General features: G+C 47.1%; 16 protein-coding genes. 9 read left to right on the forward strand and 7 right to left on the reverse strand.

The window, feature by feature from the left end:
• Positions 1-51 precede the first annotated feature (51 nt).
• On the reverse strand, positions 52-501 hold the full coding sequence (locus ACLJRS_RS16180; RefSeq protein ID WP_001250363.1) for a transcriptional regulator: 450 nt from the start codon (positions 499-501) through the stop codon (positions 52-54).
• A 369-nt stretch (positions 502-870) separates the two neighbouring features.
• On the opposite strand from ACLJRS_RS16180, the gene ACLJRS_RS16185 reads away from it, so the two are divergent.
• On the forward strand, positions 871-1,875 hold the full coding sequence (locus tag ACLJRS_RS16185) for a LysR family transcriptional regulator (protein ID WP_001247399.1): 1,005 nt from the start codon (positions 871-873) through the stop codon (positions 1,873-1,875).
• A gap of 7 nt (positions 1,876-1,882) precedes the next feature.
• Here the strand turns inward: ACLJRS_RS16185 and ACLJRS_RS16190 are convergent, their stop codons facing one another.
• Positions 1,883-2,323 carry a transcriptional regulator gene (locus ACLJRS_RS16190; RefSeq protein WP_000158347.1) on the reverse strand — a complete coding sequence of 147 codons (441 nt, stop codon included), beginning with the start codon at positions 2,321-2,323 and terminating at the stop codon, positions 1,883-1,885.
• Between the two features lie 522 nt (positions 2,324-2,845).
• On the opposite strand from ACLJRS_RS16190, the gene ACLJRS_RS16195 reads away from it, so the two are divergent.
• Positions 2,846-4,564: an aryl-sulfate sulfotransferase gene (locus ACLJRS_RS16195; RefSeq protein ID WP_001036510.1), complete on the forward strand. Its 1,719-nt coding sequence runs from the start codon at positions 2,846-2,848 to the stop codon at positions 4,562-4,564.
• 45 nt (positions 4,565-4,609) lie between these two features.
• Here ACLJRS_RS16195 and ACLJRS_RS16200 read toward each other — a convergent pair whose 3' ends face one another.
• Both ACLJRS_RS16200 and ACLJRS_RS16205 read right to left on the reverse strand, forming a co-directional pair.
• Positions 4,610-6,181, reverse strand: coding sequence for a bifunctional metallophosphatase/5'-nucleotidase (locus tag ACLJRS_RS16200; protein ID WP_000262866.1), 1,572 nt, complete (start codon positions 6,179-6,181; stop codon positions 4,610-4,612).
• A 98-nt stretch (positions 6,182-6,279) separates the two neighbouring features.
• Complete coding sequence (locus ACLJRS_RS16205; protein ID WP_000791534.1) at positions 6,280-7,041, reverse strand: outer membrane protein OmpK; 762 nt, start codon at positions 7,039-7,041, stop codon at positions 6,280-6,282.
• Between the two features lie 594 nt (positions 7,042-7,635).
• Here ACLJRS_RS16205 and ACLJRS_RS16210 point away from each other — a divergent pair.
• The 6 genes from ACLJRS_RS16210 to nhaR all read left to right on the forward strand — a co-directional run bounded on the left by ACLJRS_RS16210 (position 7,636) and on the right by nhaR (position 15,822).
• Positions 7,636-9,129, forward strand: a complete 1,494-nt coding sequence (locus ACLJRS_RS16210; protein ID WP_000831880.1) for a sulfatase — start codon at positions 7,636-7,638, stop codon at positions 9,127-9,129.
• A 98-nt stretch (positions 9,130-9,227) separates the two neighbouring features.
• Positions 9,228-10,418 carry an anaerobic sulfatase maturase gene (locus tag ACLJRS_RS16215; RefSeq protein WP_000971148.1) on the forward strand — a complete coding sequence of 397 codons (1,191 nt, stop codon included), beginning with the start codon at positions 9,228-9,230 and terminating at the stop codon, positions 10,416-10,418.
• An 18-nt stretch (positions 10,419-10,436) separates the two neighbouring features.
• Positions 10,437-11,690 (forward strand): hypothetical protein, encoded by a 1,254-nt coding sequence (locus ACLJRS_RS16220; protein WP_001055831.1) that lies wholly within the window; start codon positions 10,437-10,439, stop codon positions 11,688-11,690.
• Positions 11,691-11,816: 126 nt separating this feature from the next.
• Positions 11,817-13,532 (forward strand): aryl-sulfate sulfotransferase, encoded by a 1,716-nt coding sequence (locus tag ACLJRS_RS16225; protein ID WP_001094894.1) that lies wholly within the window; start codon positions 11,817-11,819, stop codon positions 13,530-13,532.
• Between the two features lie 162 nt (positions 13,533-13,694).
• Entirely contained in the window at positions 13,695-14,861 is a 1,167-nt protein-coding gene (nhaA, locus tag ACLJRS_RS16230; protein ID WP_000681340.1) for a Na+/H+ antiporter NhaA, read from the forward strand.
• Between the two features lie 61 nt (positions 14,862-14,922).
• Positions 14,923-15,822, forward strand: a complete 900-nt coding sequence (gene nhaR, locus ACLJRS_RS16235; protein ID WP_000062872.1) for a transcriptional activator NhaR — start codon at positions 14,923-14,925, stop codon at positions 15,820-15,822.
• 54 nt (positions 15,823-15,876) lie between these two features.
• On the opposite strand, the gene ACLJRS_RS16240 is transcribed toward nhaR, so the two are convergent.
• From ACLJRS_RS16240 to rpsT, 3 genes are all read right to left on the reverse strand, one after another.
• Entirely contained in the window at positions 15,877-17,916 is a 2,040-nt protein-coding gene (locus ACLJRS_RS16240) for a TIM-barrel domain-containing protein (RefSeq protein ID WP_001116441.1), read from the reverse strand.
• A gap of 39 nt (positions 17,917-17,955) precedes the next feature.
• Positions 17,956-19,329 (reverse strand): MFS transporter, encoded by a 1,374-nt coding sequence (locus ACLJRS_RS16245; RefSeq protein ID WP_000099989.1) that lies wholly within the window; start codon positions 19,327-19,329, stop codon positions 17,956-17,958.
• A gap of 455 nt (positions 19,330-19,784) precedes the next feature.
• Positions 19,785-20,048: a 30S ribosomal protein S20 gene (gene rpsT, locus ACLJRS_RS16250; protein ID WP_001518655.1), complete on the reverse strand. Its 264-nt coding sequence runs from the start codon at positions 20,046-20,048 to the stop codon at positions 19,785-19,787.
• Between the two features lie 105 nt (positions 20,049-20,153).
• Here rpsT and ACLJRS_RS16255 point away from each other — a divergent pair, with 105 nt between their 5' ends.
• Positions 20,154-20,369: a YaaY family protein gene (locus ACLJRS_RS16255; protein WP_001575565.1), complete on the forward strand. Its 216-nt coding sequence runs from the start codon at positions 20,154-20,156 to the stop codon at positions 20,367-20,369.
• Positions 20,370-20,374 lie beyond the last annotated feature (5 nt).

The following is a 20,374-nucleotide window of genomic DNA, read 5'->3' on the forward strand; positions in this document are numbered from 1 at the left end:
ATTATGAAAAATGTTCTCACCTTCCCGGGACACGGTCTACAGACTTTATCTTCAGATAAACGGCGCTAAAAAGAAAAGCACGATCAATAAAAAAAGAGTGGGAATACCAATGGATATAATTTTATTACATCGGTGAGTATGATATTGAATAGCTTGTGGCGGTATGTCAGCAGCGTCAATGATAAATCTTTCATCGATTTTTATCCCCTGCCTGGGGAGCGTAACGAACAGTTCGAAAAGCCCGATTTGTTGTAAATCTCGTCGCAGCAGATAAAGAAGTTGCGTCAAATTAGCATCGCTAACAAATTGACTTCGCTCTCCCCAAACTGCGTGTGAAATCATCTCCCGCGTAATCAGTTTCTTGTAGGCATTTTCAAAAAGATAGCTTAAACAACGCGCACGCATTAGCGTCACCTTTAGCACTTTTTTATCATGTAATGATATTATTTCTCTTAACGACTCATTATAAATAAATTCGTTATTAATAGTATATTGTCTCATGAATTCACTCCGTTTTGATATTCATAAGGTACGTTTCACACTGTCAGTGTGTTCACTGGCGGTAAAGTACTCCTTACATCAGTACGGATAAGCGTAGAGAACCGCAAAGAAATAAGAGAATCATTTATGATTAAACGGGATAATATAATGCTTTTTTACTTTTTTATAAAGTGTGCCAGATATTTTTGATGTTTTTTATAAAATAGCATCATGTGTTTTTATTTTACACAGGCTGAAATGATATCAATAAAATTATAATTTAATAACAAACAGATAGAGGAAATGATTTACTTATTGAAATAAGTGTGGTGCAAGGTTAATCTGCGCCTTAAATGATGGTGCCAGATTATACCAGCCAGGATAACCTATATGCGGCCAATAAAAAATGCTAAAAAAATTGACTACAATCTGATCAAAGTGTTCGATACGGTTATTACTGAAGGAAATGCAACCAGGGCGGCGAGGAAACTGGATGTCACGCCTGCGGCGATCTCTCAGGCTCTTCTTCGTTTACAAAATCTTTATGGCGAAGAGTTATTTATCAGAACCCGCAAAGGATTAGTTCCGTCCAGCAAAGGTAAATCGCTTCACCAGGTATTTCGCCAGGCAATTGAATCTATAGAAAGCACACTGTGCGATAAAACAGATGCTCAGGAGAGTAATGAACTCATTGTTCTGGGAAGTGATATCACTGAAAATTACTATTTTCCAGCATTGCTGGATACTGTGTTGATGAATCGATATATTATTAAACACTATGCGATTAAAAAAACAGGGGAATACTCACCAGCCTCCATGCTGACGCATGGCTATGCGGATGTCATCATGGGAATTCTGGAAATTAAGAATGAGATGATCGAAAGTTATCTTATTGATAATTTATCTGATTTTGTTTGTGTTTGTGGTGAAAAAAGTCCATTGGTTGGGCTTGAAAAAATTTCTTTATATAATTTTTATGCTGCCAGACATGCTGTCTATCATTCAGATATGTTCTCTTCTTTCACCGCTGATAGCATTGATTTATTCAAGAGCAGTACGCCTTATGCGGGGCGCAGGGAAATAGGTTATTATAGTGATTCACTATTTGGAGTTATCGGTGTTGTTGAAAAAAGCGATATGGTTGCGATTTTGCCAGGAAAGATTGCTACTTATTTTAGAGATGTGCGGCGTTATAATATAAAAATACTACGTATGCCTGATGAAATGATTTTTCGTACGTTACCCGTTTATGCTTATCTGGCTACAAACAGCACCCATTATAAAAATGTCAAAAAACTGATATCAACATTTCAGTCGACCTTTCTTTTTAGCCAGGAAAAGCAGCCTGACGCTTTGGTTGAAGGAAGCACATCCTTATGCGATTTGTCGGCTTAATATCAAATTATCGTATTAAATAAATAACCATTATGACCATGGTCAGTAAAGCGAAAAATAATGCCATATATTTATACTCTTCTTTTTTTAAAGAAGAGGGGAGGCAGCTTTTGTTTTCATTGCTGATAATAATGTTAGCATCTACTTTAATACCCGTTCGAGGCACCGTGGAAAAAAACTGGCTCAGGCCAAAGCCTTTAAGGTCGCGCCGCAGTAGATATAATATCTGGGTCAGGTTGGCGTCGCTGATAAATTGACTTCTTTCCCCCCAAAGTTCATTAGTGAGTTGTTTTTTATAAATAATCTCTTGTTGTGCATGATTCAGCATATATTCCAGACATTTTATGCGCATTGCGGCAATTTTTATCATCTTTCCCGTTTTTATGTTTTTTAGCTCATTGGTCTTATCATTGTAAGTGTGCGTGCTGTTAATTAAATAAATAGTCATGATGTTATTTAATGGGTTTAATTGGGGTAGCGATAATAATATGCATATTAAATTTGTGGATCAACTGGTGTGATTGTAATAGCGTCTTTTTTCCAGAGAAAATCGTATCGTGTCACAAAAATGATGGTTTTTTAGAAAAACTAAAATTTTATTTTTAGTCGCTCTAAAAATAAAATGATAGTAGTGTTAATTTTTATCAGTAGATTGATATGCTTTGATTGATTTATTGTTGACATAAAATAATTTGAATTATGGCGCAAGGCCTATGCCAACCATAAAAAAGGTATAGGCTATTGGTCACAATGCATTAATGCTACATAATTGTTATGCTTTTATAGTAGCGCCAGGGAAATAAAATCTTCGGACGATAAAGAATAGTTTTAGTCTGGGGGTTATTTTATGGATGTTTTATTTTAAATTATTAAACCGATTTCTCTTGTTGACGTAGGGTTATTTGCTAAGCAACGGGCTGGCATGTTGTAGCTGCTCGTTGCCTATATCCCAATTAATCAGGAGAAACGTATGAATAAGAAAAGTTCGTCAATGGTTAACATGCCCGCACCGCGTGAGCCGATTAACCAGAAAATCGATACCAATAACGCACTGGTTTTAAACCATAACGCCATATATGAACAACGATTAGCGGAGATCACGCAATCTAATACCTGTGACAAGGCCATTGTCACCGTAAATCCCTACGGGACCGCCCCGTTGAGTCTCTATCTGGGGGTTTGGATGGATGAAGCTGCCGCGCTTGAGATCAATGTTGTTGATAGCGAAGCGACGACAGAGGCAGTGCGTTATCAATATGATGTACATCCGGGCGCTAACCTTATTCCTGTGTGTGGGATGGTATCCGCGGTGAATAATCAGATTACCCTACGCCTTGCCTCGCAAATTGTCGGGCAATATACAGTAATGACAGACGCATTACCGCCCACGGATTCGGCTAACGTGAGCCTCGGCTTCCCCATTATTAGCGTCTCCTGTCCTGCGCAGCAGGCCTCGCTGATGGAGGAAGGGCTTTATTTCTCTACTTATTTTGATCGGTATAATCTGGCTTTTGATCATAACGGGATTGTCCGGTGGTATGTCAGCCAGGATATCCCATCTTATAATTTTGTCAGAATGGATAACGGCCATTTCCTGGCGACGTCACAGGGAATAAACCATTGTCTGAATATGTATGAATTTGACATTATGGGACGGGTTTATACGGTTTATCTTCTCGACAATGAGTTCCATCACTCCATTCTTCCCATTGAGAACAATCTGGCAGTTGCGCCTTCAGAATATAGCAATGGACGGCCAGATGGTTACTCAACCGGGAAAGATGGCGTTTCTATTATTAACTTATCTACCGGACTTGAAGTCGCCTATTACGATATGCTGTATGTGATGGATTATTCCAGATCGCCGCGTCCTTCCGGAAGCGCGCCAGGTCAGGACGTATCAATGGATGACTGGCTGCATATCAACCAAAGCTATATTAATGAACCCAACAATTTGCTGATCTGTTCCGGTCGACATCAGAGCGCGATTTTTGGCGTAAATGTGGATTCCGGCGAACTGCGCTTTATTATGGCGAACCATGAGAATTGGTCTGACGAATTCAAGCAATACTTATTAACCCCTGTCGATGATGATGGTGTCCCGCTGTACGATCTTACCTCGCCGGGAGGGATTGATGCGGCAGATAAGAATTTCTGGACCTGGGGGCAGCATAACATTGTTGAAATTCCAAACGATGAGCCTGGTATCCTGGAGTTTATGGTCTTTGATAATGGTAACTATCGTTCACGCGAAGATGCGAAAAGTCTGTTGCCGCTCGATAACTTCAGCCGGGTGGTGCAGTTTAAAATAAACCTAAATACGATGACCGTAACGCGTCCGTATGAGTATGGTAAAACGGAAGTCGGGAACCGGGGCTATAGCAGTTTTGTGAGCGCTAAGCATTTATTGACTAATGGTCACCTGGTTATTCACTTCGGCGCGACGACGGTTGATGAGTTTGAACATACCATTACCGCGCAACCAGGTTCCAGCGATCTTGTCGATCCGGATGAAGGGCAACAGGCGTTAGGTCGACTGGTATTACAAGAAATCAATAAAGAGACGAAAGAGGTCTTATTCGAAGCGATGGTGACGTCGGGCTATTTCAAGAACGAAGAGACGAATGGCACGAATTATCGTTATGATATTTCTGCATTTCGGGTATACAAAATGCCGCTGTTTGCATAACTAAGTATGTTATGCGGCCGGTTATCGACCGCATAACATTATGGCTTATTTGCTAATATCATCCACGCGCATGGTGTGGTCAGGTTGAATATTGTTAACCTGCTTCATATAGTTAACCAACGCCGGTGCGGTTTGTATCCCTATATATTTGATATTTTTACCTTTAGTGAAGGTAAATCCGCCACCACCTTTACCGATAAAGGAGTCCAGCGCGACGGTATAGAGTTTATTGTCTTCTACCGGTTTGCCTTTGATATCAAATTCAACAATACGCTGGCCCAGCGGTTTGGTGCTGTCATATTTAAACTGGACGGTTTTAGATACGTGCAGCATACCGTTTTTCAGATCGGCAGCGTGTGACATGATGGATTTCAGGTCCTTACCGCTGATTTCCATGCTCATGACATCGTTGGTGAACGGATACATACTCAGCACATCACCATAGGTGATATTACCTTTAGGCAATTCGGTACGGATGCCGCCAGCATTATAGAAGGAAGCGTCGGCGCCAGGAACGGTAGCCATCAGGGCATCGGTGATTAAGTTGCCGGTTGGCGCGGATTCACCGTAAGAACGGGTCAGCACTTCCGGAGAGTGCGCGACCACCTCATCGGTAATTTTCTTAACCTTGTTATCCCATTCGTCAATTTTGGCCTGCGTGACCGGATCTGGCTTATAAGTATCCGCATACATGGTGATCAACTTACCATTGTAGCTGTCCACTTTTTTGGTTTCCGGGTTCCAGTCAAGCACCAGTTTACCTAATTCGATGGTGTACGCATCCGTGGAAACGACAAGGGTATCGCCCACTTTAATCGGTTCTGGCGTACCTTTATGCGCATGGCCGGTAATCAGGACGTTAAGTCCATAGCCTTCCAGCGATTTCGCCATATCAACGTCGGTTTTCAGCGCGCGCGCGACATCAGCCTCGCCTGCGCTGGACTGCATACCCGGTACGCCTTCGTGGGCGAGCAGCACGGTCAGGTCAACTTTCCCTTTTAACTCTTCCAGCTGTTTTTTCACATAAGGAATCGGATCGCGGCAGTCAACGCCTTCACGCACGCCTGCGGCAATCGCTTCATAGAATGCGGAAACGCCGTGCATACCGATGACGCCGATCTTGAATCCATCTTTTTCCACGATGGTATACGGTTCTTTAATTAATGGCGTATCTGTGCCGCTGTAAAAAACATTATCCAACAATACCGGGAATTGCAATTTGCTGAGTTGTTTAACCAGATTCTCATGGCCATGGTCAAATTCATGGTTACCGACAGAGACGGCGTCGTAAGGCATGGTATTTAAAATATCAATAATAGCCTCGCCTTTGGTCAGCGTACTGATAAAAGGTCCGGTGAAATAGTCGCCAGCATCAAAGAAAAAGACATCTTTCTCTTTCGCTTTTGCATCTTTGACAATTTTCGAGATGGGCGCAAAGCCGCCTACCGGACGTGTCTTGGATACATAGGGGATAATTTCTGGGGTTACATGGGCATGTAAATCGTTTGTATAATAAATTGTGATGTCACGCGCATCGGCTGAAAAGGAAATGGCTGAAGACAAACCAATGCACAGCGACAGTAGGGATATCGAAAACTTTTTGTTCATATAAACCATCCATTTACGCTACATTAAAGAAAAACAATGCCTGTAGTCGTGTCATTCACGACTACAAACCGGGGAAATTAAGTAATATTCATCAAGTTTATTAATTATTAAAACTCGAAGCCGATCAGGTAATTCATACGGTCGCCGTAGCCGTCATACCCCAATTTATTATTGAAGTAACGGTAAGAGACGGAGGCGGTCCATCGCGGCATAAATTTCCATGTAAACGTTACCGCGCCGTTCAGGCCGGTCGTCCCACCCTGTTGTTCGGCGTAGGCATCATTACGATCCATTTCAACTTCGTTCCAGTTTGAAATGACGAACTTTTCATTAAACATATCGAAGTTATAAGCCGCGACCCAACCGAGAACATAACCGTTAAAGCCTGTCGCCTGTCCATACTTTTTAGAGGTATAATCGTTCGATAAGTTATGAACAGCGAAATAGGGCTTAATAAAGCCTGATGGGCTGGTTAAACCCAGATAACCTACCCCGTACATCATGTTTAATTCATCACCGAATTTATTCTCCATCGACATATAGAGTTTCATCATTGCGGTAAAGTTAGAGCCTTCTACCACCCTATAATGTCCCAGAAATTGGGTAACATGGTTACGGCCTTCTACCGGATGGTTGAGCACGTTCATTTCATAAAATGATGCAAATTCGCCCCTGTCAAACACGGCGCCGAAATCGGCTACCGCTTTCCACACTTCGCCGCGATCGACATTGACAAAGCCTTTATTCCAGTCGCCATATCCGAAGCTAAGTTTACCGTATACGCGTTTCAACTCCGCTGCCTGGCCATTAAAGCAAGAGAAAAGAACACATGCGGCGAGTAGACTATTAATATATTTCTTATTTTTCATGCTCAACTCCATGAGGTAAAAACACAGTGAAATGTTGTGTAAAGAAGCGAATTCTAAGGAGTGTCTTTTTATACGTAGGTGATAGATGTCTCAAAAATATCAGCGACATATAATCGTCAAATATTCGTGTCAGATAATGTTGTTTATTACGTGATAACTATTTGATTTATAGTTTATGTCTCTGTTGTAAAAGTCACACCGGATAGCATGAAATTAATGAAACTTCGAATGGGAATAATCTCTCGCAAAGACAACTTACTGCCATTAAATGAGGGTGTTACCGTTCAAACAGCAACATATATTGACATCACAATAGCGGTTCTGACATATGGGCCATATTTGAGATCTGCATCACTCGTTCGCGATTTCTTTTTTTATAGACTGCTTCAGGCGTGTTTTCTTTAGCACGAAATATATTTATGGTATTAATATTATAATGAGTGTGAATAATTTTCTACGATAAAACGATGTTAATGGAAGAAATATAAGACAAATCGAATATATATAGTGCAATTAATTTAGGCTGTATTCCGCAGCCGGGTCTATCGGCAAATATATCGTAATCAGACCGTGCGATAACTCAAAGGAGTTGAAATGAAAAGAACAGTCGTTGCCAGTATGATAGGGTTGGCGCTATGCGCTGGATGCGTATTATCAACCGCGCAAGCGGCAACCGCAAAGCGTCCTAACTTAGTCATTATTCTGGCGGATGATTTAGGGTATGGCGATCTCGCCACCTACGGGCACCGCATCGTTAAAACACCTAACATAGACAAATTGGCGCAGGAGGGGGTGAAGTTTACCGACTATTATGCGCCAGCGCCTCTGTGTTCTCCTTCCCGCGCGGGCCTGTTAACCGGTCGTATGCCGTTCCGTACCGGAATCCGTTCCTGGATACCGGAAGGCAAAGATGTTGCGCTGGGGCGTAATGAACTGACTATCGCCAATCTGCTAAAACAGCAGGGCTACGATACGGCGATGATGGGGAAATTACACCTGAATGCGGGCGGCGATCGCACCGATCAGCCGCAGGCGAAAGACATGGGCTTTGACTATACGTTGGTTAATCCGGCGGGATTTGTCACCGATGCTACGCTGGATAACGCCAAGGAGCGCCCGCGCTATGGCGTGGTGCATCCTACGGGGTGGATTCGTAATGGCCAACATATTGGCCGCGCAGATAAGATGAGCGGCGAGTTTGTGAGCTCTGAAGTGGTGAACTGGCTGGATAATAAAAAAGACGATAATCCGTTCTTCTTATATGTCGCCTTTACCGAAGTCCATAGCCCGCTGGCGTCGCCGAAAAAATACCTTGATATGTATTCGCAGTACATGACCGACTACCAGAAGCAGCATCCGGATCTGTTCTACGGTGACTGGGCAGACAAACCGTGGCGCGGTACCGGCGAATATTACGCCAATATCAGCTATATGGATGAGCAGGTCGGTAAAGTGCTGGATAAAATTAAGGCGATGGGCGAGGAAGATAACACTATCGTCATCTTTACCAGCGACAACGGCCCTGTCACGCGTGAAGCGCGTAAGGTATACGAGCTGAACCTGGCCGGGGAAACCGACGGTCTGCGCGGGCGTAAAGACAACCTGTGGGAAGGTGGCATTCGCGTACCGGCAATCATCAAATACGGCAAGCACATTCCACAGGGGATGGTAACGGACACGCCGGTATATGGTCTTGACTGGTTGCCGACGCTGGCCAACATGATGGACTTTAAACTTCCGACCGATCGTACCTACGACGGTCAGTCTTTAGTTCCGCTCCTGAAGGACAAGACGTTAAAACGCCAGAAACCGCTGATCTTCGGTATCGATATGCCGTTCCAGGACGATCCAACGGATGAGTGGGCGATCCGCGACGGCGACTGGAAGATGATCATCGATCGCCAGAATAAACCTAAATATCTCTATAACCTGAAAACCGATCGTTTCGAGACGCTCAATCAAATTGGTAAACAGCCGCAGATTGAGAAACAGCTTTACGGTAAGTTCCTGAAGTATAAAAAGGATATTGATAACGATTCGCTGATGAAAGCCCGTGGCGATAAGCCGACGCCTGTCACTTGGGGCTAATGGAATAATTATAAAAAATTAAGTATGCCACTTAGGGCGATGCCCACCTGATCCGGTCACTCTGTGCCGGATCAGGTTCTTTTATTTCAGGGAAGGTAATGATGTTTGGGAAAAGTTGTCAGGTCATGGTTAAACCGACCGGATCGGTGTGTAACCTTGACTGTAAGTACTGTTTTTATCTGGAGAAAGAAAAGCTCTATCCGGATCGAAAAAACCATTACAAAATGTCGGAAGAGACCCTCGAACTCTTCATCAGGCAGCAGATTGCCGCACAAGATATTGATGAGGTCATTTTTGCGTGGCAGGGCGGGGAACCCACATTAATGGGCATCCCGTTTTATCGTAAAGCCGTTGAGTTTCAGCAGCGCTATTGTGGCGGCAAAACCATCGTCAATACCTTCCAGACCAACGGCATCCTGATCAACGATGACTGGGCGACCTTCTTCCGGGAGCATGATTTTCTGGTTGGCGTCTCTATTGATGGCGATGCCGCGTTACACGATGAATGGCGAGTGACGCGCTCCGGAAAGCCGACGCATGAAAAAGTAGAAAATGCGGTGCGTTGTCTGGCGCAGCACGACGTAGAATTTAATACCCTCACGGTGGTTAACCGTACCAATATGCATCATCCTGTTCAGGTCTATCGCTACCTGAAAAGCATTGGTAGCCGCTATATGCAATTTATCCCTTTAGTTGAACGCTGTGGGGAAAATGGGCTGGCGCAGCCGCAGGATAAACATATCGCGATGACGCCGTGGTCGGTCGATAGCCTGCAATTTGGTCAGTTTCTGAATGCGGTATTTGATATCTGGATCCGTGAGGATATCGGCGATATCGGCATCCAGCTATTTGAACAGACGCTGGCGGCCTGGTGCGGCCTGCCGCCGCAGGTTTGCGTTTTTGCTCCCACCTGCGGCAGCGCGTTTGCGATGGAAATGAACGGCGATGTTTATAACTGCGATCACTTCGTATATCCGCAATTTAAACTGGGGAATATCCACCAGAAGACGCTGCGTCAAATGAATCAGGGCGAACAAAATCGCCAGTTCGGCAGCGATAAACAGCGTTCAATGGCGCAGGAGTGTCATCGCTGTCAATGGAAGTTCGCCTGCTATGGCGGCTGTCCGAAACATCGTTTTTTACCCTCTGCGTCAGGCGCAACCAATCATAACTATCTGTGTGCAGGTTATCAGGCTTTTTTCTCGCATACCGCGACGGCGATGAGTGCCATGCGAACCCTGTATGAAAAAGGCATCTCACCTGCAGAAATAAAGTCAATATTTGTTTGAAGGTAGTATTCGCAGGGAGTGAATATGTTTTCTCACATTAATGTCGATGCTTGCAAAACGCCAGGCTGCAAAAATCTGGGGATTCTGGGGAGCCCAGACTATCTACCGCAAGGGAAAAATGTTCTCTGTCGAGCGTGCGGTTTTTTGTTCCCTATTATCTCAGCCAGATCGCTTAATCTTTTTCGCCAGGCGGCGAATCAACCCTGGAAAGGTCTGGTGAAGTCCTGTCCGCATTGTGGCGGGACGTCGCTGAAAAAATATGGATTTTCCACTAAAGGTGAACGGCGTATGTATTGCCGCCAGTGTAATAAAACGTTCATCTCCTATACCGCTATCAGGAGCGACGCCAGACAAGAGAACCTTGCCACGTTGATTGGCGAAGGAGCGTCGCTAGTTGAAATACGCGCGGCGCTGGCGATAGACAGCACGGGTTTTAGCCGCGAATTACAAAAACTGTCCCGTCGCGCTAATCAAGCGGAACGCGATTTTGTGTTTCCCGCGTTTGATATCGCTATGAGCACGCGGGCGTTTCGTGTGAAATTTAACGGCGGCGACAGCAGCTTATACGTGCTGGTGACGGCGGAAGAGGAGAGCGGTAAGGTCGTCGCGATCTCAACGAATTACTCCGCCCAACCGGTGGAAGCGGATTATCAATATCATTCTGATTACGAAGAACGACTTCCGTCCGGCACGCTGGCGCATCTGGTGCAGCGAAAAGAGGCGCTGACCATGCGCCGCAATGTATTATTTGATGTGGATTACGGCCCCGCCGTTTTATATAAAAACGATCCGGGGATGTTAGTAAAACCCGTATTACCTGCTTATCGACATTTTGAGTTGGTTCAGGCGTTGACGGATGAGCGTTCCCTGAATGTCCAACATTATCTCGATCACGAATGCTTCATTCTGGGCGGCTGTATGATGGCGAATTTTAGCTATCTTCGTCAGGGGCGCTGCCATATTTCGTTTGTGCGTGAAAGAGGCGTTACGCCGCCCAAACGCGATCTCCCTCCGCGGTTGTTTTTGAGCGGCGGAATTCGCAACAACGTCTGGCGTACATTTTCCACACGGGATTATGCGATGGCGGTATGCAATCTCACAGGAAATAAAAAGGTGAGTTTGTTACGCCATGCGACGTTAAATAGCGCGACGGCGTTTATTCGCTATGTTCACAACCATCCCTTCCTGCCGCATCTTAACCGGATGTCTCCTGGCAATGTTGTTGCCGTACTGGATTACCTAAAATTTGAATATAACGCTTCACGTAACTGAATTGCTAAAATAAAAAGTGTGATGAGGTGTTGTTGCGGTATTTTATTCGGACGGCTTAAAAATCCAGAGTATTAATTTTCGTGGTCCCCATGAGGGGCGATGAGATTAATACACTGGAGATTTATCATGAATACGTTAACTACAACGTCTGTTGTCCTTCCTGCGCCGCGTCCGGCGATTAATCAGGGTATCGATATCAATAATGAAATGGTGCTTAACCATACCGCTATTTATGAAAATTGCCTTGCGCAGGTCACGCAAGAGAATACGGTAGAAAATGCGCTCATGTTGTTAGACCCTTACGGCACGGCGCCTTTAAGCGCCTATGCCGGCGTCTGGAGTCTGGAACCGGCTGAGATCATGGTCACGGTCCAGGATGCGGCAAAAACGGCGATGCCGATAGAACATCTTTACACCCTTACGCCAGGCGCAAATCTGTTACCGGTTCTGGGGCTGGTAGCGGATACTGAAAACCGTATTGTCTTTTCTCAGGCAGATACGCCGCTTGCCGTCTATACGCTCATCACACAGCCATTACCGCCGGTAGATTCCGCGGAGGTCGTATTAGGTTTTCCGATTATCAACGTGACGCAACCTGCTACCGATGCGGACAAGATGGCGCCAGGGTTTTATTTTATTACGCATTTCGATCGCTATAATTACGCATTAGATCAGAATGGTCTGGTGCGCTGGTACGTTACTCAGGATTACCCGTCTTATAATTTTGTTCGAATTGATAATGGCCATTTCCTCACTACTTCAGAAGCGAAAAATACCTATCTGGATATGTATGAGTTCGACATGATGGGGCGTCTTCACACATTCTATAATCTCGATAATCAATTTCACCATTCTATCTGGCCGTGGGACAGCAATACCATTGTTGCGCCCTCTGAATATACCTCGGGTCGGCCCGACGATTTGAAAACCAATGAAGACGGCGTATCGGTTGTCGATCTGACTACCGGACTGGAGACGGCTTACTACGATATGGCGAAGGTGCTGGATACGACGCGGGTTTCCCGTCCTTCAGGTACGGCGCCGGGAGAAGACCCGACGGTTAAAGACTGGCTGCATATAAACCAGAGCTACGTGAATGAGACGAATCAGTTGTTAATTGCGTCCGGGCGTCATCAGAGCGCGGTGTTTGGCGTCGATCTGCAAACGCAAGCGCTACGCTTTATTTTGTCAACGCATGAAGACTGGGACGACGCTTATCAGCCTTATCTTTTAACCCCGGTCGACAGTGAAGGTGTGGCGCTTTATGACTTTAGCAAACAGGAGGATATTGACGCGGCCGACCGTGACTTTTGGACGTGGGGCCAGCATAACGTCGTTGAAATCGCCAATAATACGCCGGGTATAGTGGAGTTTATGGTATTTGATAACGGTAACTACCGTTCGCGTGATGACAGCAAAAGCCTGTTACCGCCGGATAACTACAGCCGCATTGTCCATTTCGTGGTGAATATGAATGAGATGACCGTTATGCGGCCATTTGAATACGGCAAGGAGCTGGGCGCGCGTGGCTACAGTAGCTGCGTTAGCGCGAAAGCGATCCAGCAGAATGGCAATATTGTGGTGCATTTTGCCGACTGCACGTTTGATGAAAATGGCCGCGCCATCTCTTGCCAGCCTGGCGAGAGCGATATTATCGATCCGCAGGCGGGCAGTGAGGCTATGGGGCTGCTAATTTTACAGGAGATTGCGCCTACGGAGAAAACCGTGCTTTTTGAAGCGACCATGACGTCAGGTTACTACAAAAACGCGGAAACGAACGGGGAAGGCTATCGCTACGATATTACCAGTTTCCGGGTGTATAAAATGGATCTGTACGCGTAGCGGTCTATCATCAATGACTGACTGCACTAAAAAAGTCCGGCGTAAGTCGGACTTCATTTCGTAAAAAACGAGCTATTCATCATATATAATCTAATTTTAACGATGAGTCAGGCGAGGTAAGATAGTAGATCCGAAGAATTCACCTGATTGAGAGAATAAAAAGTGAAACATCTGCACCGATTTTTTAGCAGCGATGCCTCTGGGGGCATCATTCTCATCATCGCCGCTGCGCTGGCTATGCTGATGGCCAATATGGGCGCGACCAGTGGATGGTATCATGATTTTCTGGAGACGCCGGTTCAGCTACGGGTTGGGGCGCTTGAAATCAACAAAAACATGCTGTTGTGGATCAACGATGCGCTGATGGCCGTGTTTTTCCTGTTGATTGGCCTGGAAGTTAAGCGCGAACTGATGCAAGGCTCGTTAGCCAGTCTGCGCCAGGCCGCTTTTCCGGTGATTGCCGCCATCGGCGGGATGATTGTACCGGCATTGCTCTATCTGGCCTTTAACTACTCCGATCCGGTCACTCGCGAGGGCTGGGCTATTCCTGCCGCGACGGATATCGCCTTTGCGCTGGGCGTGTTGGCGCTGTTGGGCAGCCGGGTTCCGCTGGCGCTGAAAATTTTCCTGATGGCGCTGGCGATCATCGATGATCTCGGCGCCATCGTTATTATCGCACTGTTTTATACCAGCGATCTTTCTATCGTCTCGCTGGGCGTGGCGGCGTTCGCGATTGCCGTGCTGGCGCTGCTGAACCTGTGCGGCGTCAGACGGACTGGGGTATATATTCTGGTCGGGGCAGTGCTGTGGACGGCGGTACTGAAGTCCGGCGTTCACGCGACGCTGGCAGGCGTCATTGTCGGCTTCTTTATTCCGCTGAAAGAAAAACACGGTCGCTCGCCGGCCAAGCGTCTGGAGCATGTTCTGCACCCGTGGGTCGCGTACCTGATCCTGCCGCTCTTCGCTTTTGCGAATGCCGGCGTTTCTCTTCAGGGCGTCACGATTGACGGTCTGACCTCCATGCTGCCGTTGGGAATTATTGCCGGTCTGCTGATTGGTAAGCCGCTGGGGATTAGCCTGTTTTGCTGGCTGGCGCTGCGTTTCAAGCTGGCGCATCTGCCGCAGGGGACCACTTATCAGCAAATCATGGCGGTCGGCATTTTGTGTGGCATTGGCTTTACGATGTCCATCTTTATCGCCAGCCTGGCATTTGGCAATGTCGATCCGGAACTTATTAACTGGGCGAAATTGGGCATTTTGATTGGTTCATTGCTCTCCGCAGTGGTGGGGTATAGCTGGTTGCGCGCGCGTTTGAACGCGCCGGCATAACCAGTACGAAGGAAAGGGGGAGCGATGTATCGCTCCCTTGCGACATTGAACAGGGAGAGGAATGAGCATGTCTCATATTAACTACAACCATCTTTATTACTTCTGGCATGTCTATAAAGAAGGTTCTGTCGTGGGTGCCGCAGAGGCGCTTTTTCTGACGCCGCAAACCATTACTGGTCAAATTAAAGCCCTGGAAGAGCGTTTACAGGGGAAGCTATTTAAACGTAAGGGACGCGGTCTTGAGCCCAGCGAACTGGGCGAGCTGGTTTTTCGCTATGCGGATAAAATGTTTACGCTAAGCCAGGAGATGCTGGATATCGTCAATTACCGCAAAGAATCAAACCTGTTGTTTGATGTCGGCGTCGCCGATGCTTTATCCAAGCGTCTGGTCAGCAGCGTTCTGGATGCGGCGGTGGTGGTAGACGAACCCATACATCTGCGTTGCTTCGAGTCCACGCACGAAATGTTGCTCGAACAGCTCAGCCAGCACAAGCTGGATATGATTATCTCCGACTGCCCGATAGATTCCACGCAGCAGGAGGGGCTATTCTCAGTCAAAATCGGCGAATGCAGCGTCAGTTTCTGGTGTACGAATCCGCTTCCTGAAAAAGCGTTCCCTGCCTGCCTGGAAGAGCGACGGTTGCTGGTGCCGGGACGGCGCTCAATGCTGGGGCGTAAGTTGTTGAACTGGTTTAATTCACAGGGGTTGCAGGTTGAGATCCTCGGTGAATTTGATGATGCGGCCTTAATGAAGGCGTTTGGCGCGACGCACGATGCGATTTTTGTGGCACCGAGCCTTTATTCGCTGGATTTTTATGCCGATGAGTCGGTAATAGAGATTGGGCGCGTGGAGAATGTCATGGAAGAATATCATGCGATTTTTGCCGAGAGAATGATCCAGCATCCGGCGGTGCAGCGTATTTGCAATGCGGACTACTCGGCATTGTTTAAACTACAGTAGACGTACCTACCGTAATACTTCCGGCTGCGGTATTAACCCGCAGCCGGAATCATTCTACAAGTTCAGCAGGCTACGGTACTGCCCACCTTCGCGGATAAACACCGGAATTCTGTTCAGTGGCGTAGCGTAATGCAGCGTCTGCCCTCCTGAATAGCTTTCACCAGTCGCAAGATCCGTCCATGTTTCCCCTTCTGGTAGCCAGACATCACGTTCGCGCATACCTTCATGCATGACGGGGGCGATCAGCAGGTCAGGACCAAAACAATACTGGTCGGTGATTGTCCAACTTGTTTCCTGTTCGGGGAATTCAAAGAACAGGGGGCGCATCACTGGCGTATTGTGCTTATGGGTTTCCTCCATCAGCGCTTTGATATAGGGCTTGAGTTTTTCTCGCAACGCCAGGCAACCTGTCAGTACATCGCATACTTCCTCACCGTAGCTCCAGACCTCGTTCGGCGCACCTGTAGGGCATTGAGCAATGCCATCCCGGTACGGTTGCGCGGGTAAAATCTGCGGATCGCGGTTGCCGTGCAGACGCATCACCGGACTAAAGACGCCCCACTGGAACCAGCGAATTAGCAATTCATGGAATTTCGGGTCGTGAATATTACCGCCATGGAAACCGCCGATATCCGTCGTCCACCACGGTATCCCTGCTATTCCCATATTGAGTCCGGCGGCAAACTGGTTGCGCAGCGATCTAAACGAGGAGTGAATATCCCCTGACCAGACCAGAGCGCCGTACTTCTGACTGCCGGCCCAGGCGCAGCGTAGCAGGTTGATAACCTGGTCTTCGCCATCGGCTTTCATGCCATCAAAAAAGGTTTTGGCGTACATGCGTGGGTAGATATTGCCCACTTCCAGTACCGGCCCGGCATGGTAGCGATAGTTGTCGTAGTCGTAAACGCTGAACTCAGGTTCGGCTTCATCTAACCAGAATAACTTCACGCCTTTATCGTAATAGTTGCGTTTGGCTTTGCCCCAGACGTAGTCGCGCGCGCCCGGATGAGTCGCATCAAAGTAAGTGGTATTGCCGAGGAAATCCATATTGATCGGCAAGCCACGTTCCGTTTGTACCAGCCAGCCGTTTTCGCGCATCTCCCGATAGCTTTCGGTACGGTTATCCACCGTCGGCCAGACGGAGACCATCAGCTCAATTCCCAGCGATTTCAGCTCGGCAATCATGGCATCAGGATCGGGCCAGTCGCGCGCATCGAACATCCAGTCACCCTGATTCGGCCAGTGAAAGAAGTCGATAACGATCACTGAGATAGGCAGATTGCGGCGCTTATATTCGCGGGCGACCTCCAGCAGCTCTTCCTGCGTACGATAACGGAGTTTGCACTGCCAGAAGCCCATGGCGTAGTCCGGCATCATCGGCGGCGTGCCGGTAGCCAGCGCGTAAGCCCGGCTAATTTCTGCCGGGCTATCGCCAGCCGTGATCCAGTAGTCCAGCTGTTCGCTGACCTGCGCTTCCCATTCGGTAACGTTTTGGGCAAAGGTTACGCGTCCGACTGCCGGGTTGTTCCATAAAAATCCGTAGCCCAGACTGGAGAGCATAAACGGTACTGAGGCCTGGGAGTTACGTTGCGCCAGCTCAAGCACGCATCCTTTGAGATCCAGGTTGGCCTGTTGATACTGCCCCATGCCATAAATTTTTTCCCCTTCGGTGGCTTCGAAGCGGGCTTTCAGTGAATATTTCCCACCCTGAATAGGGCGGAACTCGCGTCCCTCAAGGTTGAGTGCGCTGACGTACTGGCCGTGAGATGATTCATCCTCGCCAATTTCGCCCCGCAGGCGCCAGAACTCCTGCAACAGGGGTTTGTGTGGATGGCGGTAAAAGGTAACCTGTCCTTTTTGATTGACGATAGCGATAATTTTGCCGTTGGTCAGCGTTGCCTGGTGGTGCTCATAATCAATGTGGCACTGGCTTTCTGCGACTGGCTCAGTCAATGCCCAGTCTTCATTTCTCATTACCGGCAGATGACGGCCGCTGCGTACGCGCAGGCTGTTCTCGCCCCAGGGTTCAATCCATAAATAGCGATCGTTTTGCTGCCAGACCAGACGACGCGGGTCTTGTTGCATAAATGGCATGGTGGTGCCTCCCATATTCGAGGGTGAAGGTAAAGAACGTTATGAGTTGACGGTTTCCAGATCGTGGCGAATCTTCTCTTCCATCGCTTCGTATTTGCGAAAGAAAAGTAGTGGGATCGCTGCGAGCGCGAAGAGTAGGGCGGGTGCCCAGATAAAGGCCCAGATAATGCCCTCCAGACCCGCAGCACTCTGGGCATGGTTGGGGACATAGCCAAAACTGTTCATGATCCAGGCGGCGAAAGCGGTGCCGAGGCCACTACCCATCTTGATGCAGAAGGTACTGCCGAAGGCGATAAGAATGCCGGTAGCCTTAATACCGGTCTTCCAGGCGCCGAAATCGACGGCGAAGCCCAGCATGGCAAACGGCATTGAGCAGGCGATACCGCTGCCGATATTGCCGAGTATCCAGGCGGCGATGAGGAAAGTAATGTTGTCCGCTGCCAGCCACATCATGACGCCGCCAAACGTGGCGACCAGCAGACCGCCTACCCATATCCAGGTTTTAGCCAGGTATTTGCTAAAGAAGGGGATAGCGATGATAAACAGGATCTGAATCGTCGCCAGGCTGTTAATCAGCGGTACCAGATCTTTACGGTCGAGGTTGTAGGTCAGATAATAGACAATGGTCGTGTTGCGCTGCTGTAGGGCAATCCAGAAGATCAGATTAGCCAGCACCATCAGGATCCACGGCCAGTTACCTTTCATCGCCGCGAAACTTTTTTTCATCGGCAACTTAGGTTCATGCTGTATTTTATCCGTATCCATTTCACGAATGTTTTTAAACGCAAAGAGCGTTAGCGCACAGGATATAATGGCAAACGTAATTGCCGTATAAATAAAACCAGCGTGATCATCGCCGTTACCTAAAAAAGCGACTAACGGCAAGGCGGTCGCGTTCATTAATAAAACCCCAATTTGTCCACCGGTCATTCGCCAGGAATTTAAAACCAGTCTTTCCTTGGGAGATAAGGTCATCAGGGGTAATATTGCACTGAGTGGTGTATTAAGTCCGGTAAATAGAATGCTGGCAATCATATAAGATATTGCTGCATAGATGGCTTTTCCTGTCATACTGATATCAGGAGACCAAAATGACAGCGCGCTGAATACCGCAAAAGGCAGCGGTAACCATAAAAACCAGGGACGACATTTACCGTAGCGTGAACGTGTTTTATCGATGATGATCCCCCATATGGGGGCGTCTATGCCATCGATAATACGCGCCAGCAGCAGGATAACGCCTGCTACGGCAAGGCTAATGCCCGCAACGTCTGTGTAGAAATATAAAATGTACGTTGAACCGAAGCAGTACAGCAGATTACCCGCCACATCCAAAGAGCCGTAGCTAATACGCTGTAGTAAAGACAATGATGCTGACCCGGAAGGCTGGGTATCCTCAATGACAGAACTCATAATGATAACTCCGATATTGGTACGATACGCCCAGAAAAACAACCTCTACTTTCTAAGCAAGTTTTGAATATTATTTTTATGTCGTTTCTGAATTTAACCTCAGATTAAAATGAGTAAGTAAGGTGTACATGAAAAGTAGTTAACCCGACGGCATCAATCAATTATTAAATCTTACATCAGGATTGCGTTTATTAGTTTTTGAATGAGCGATGTTTTTATTTGCTAAGGTGGTCACAGTTTTTTCAGTAATGAAATAAGAAAAGGAAAACAGTGAAAGAAAATAACTTTCAAGTATTACGTGACTAAGGGAGGGGTAGCTGAAAAAATAGGCTGGTCAGGAAGAGCGTGAACGAGTGAGGTCAGAGCCAGCGGTTGTCGAGCAAAACGGCAGATAGCAGGCATAAAAAAACCCGCTTTACGCGGGTTTTTCTACAAAGCTGATAACAAGCAGGAGATTAAGCCAGTTTGTTGATCTGTGCAGTCAGGTTAGCTTTATGACGTGCAGCTTTGTTTTTGTGGATCAGACCTTTAGCAGCCTGACGGTCCACGATCGGTTGCATTTCGTTAAATGCTTTCAGTGCAGCAGCTTTGTCGCCAGCTTCGATAGCTGCGTATACTTTCTTGATGAAAGTACGCATCATAGAGCGACGGCTTGCGTTGTGCTTACGAGCCTTTTCAGACTGAACGGCGCGCTTCTTAGCTGATTTGATATTAGCCAAGGTCCAACTCCCAAATGTGTTCTATATGGACAATTCAAAGGCCGAGGAATATGCCCTTTTAGCCTTCTTTTGTCAATGGATTTGTGCAAATAAGCGCCGTTTAAATTGCAGCACTCGTTGCGTAGTGATGGCGCAGGATTCTACCAGCTTGCGTGCTGTGAATACAGCCTTTCCATGAGAAAAATTGCATTAAGCGGCGGGTTTTGGGGCGGAGTTTGCCGCATGGCGATGAAAAGCATCTTCTTTATGTTTCATCAGGGCAATCGCCGGTTAACCTTAACCGCTGTACAAGGTATACTCTTGCGATTTTCACTGTTTTGAGTCAG

It is taken from the genome of Salmonella sp. SAL00670 (assembly GCF_046552235.1).
Classification (GTDB): Bacteria; Pseudomonadota; Gammaproteobacteria; order Enterobacterales; family Enterobacteriaceae; genus Salmonella; species Salmonella enterica.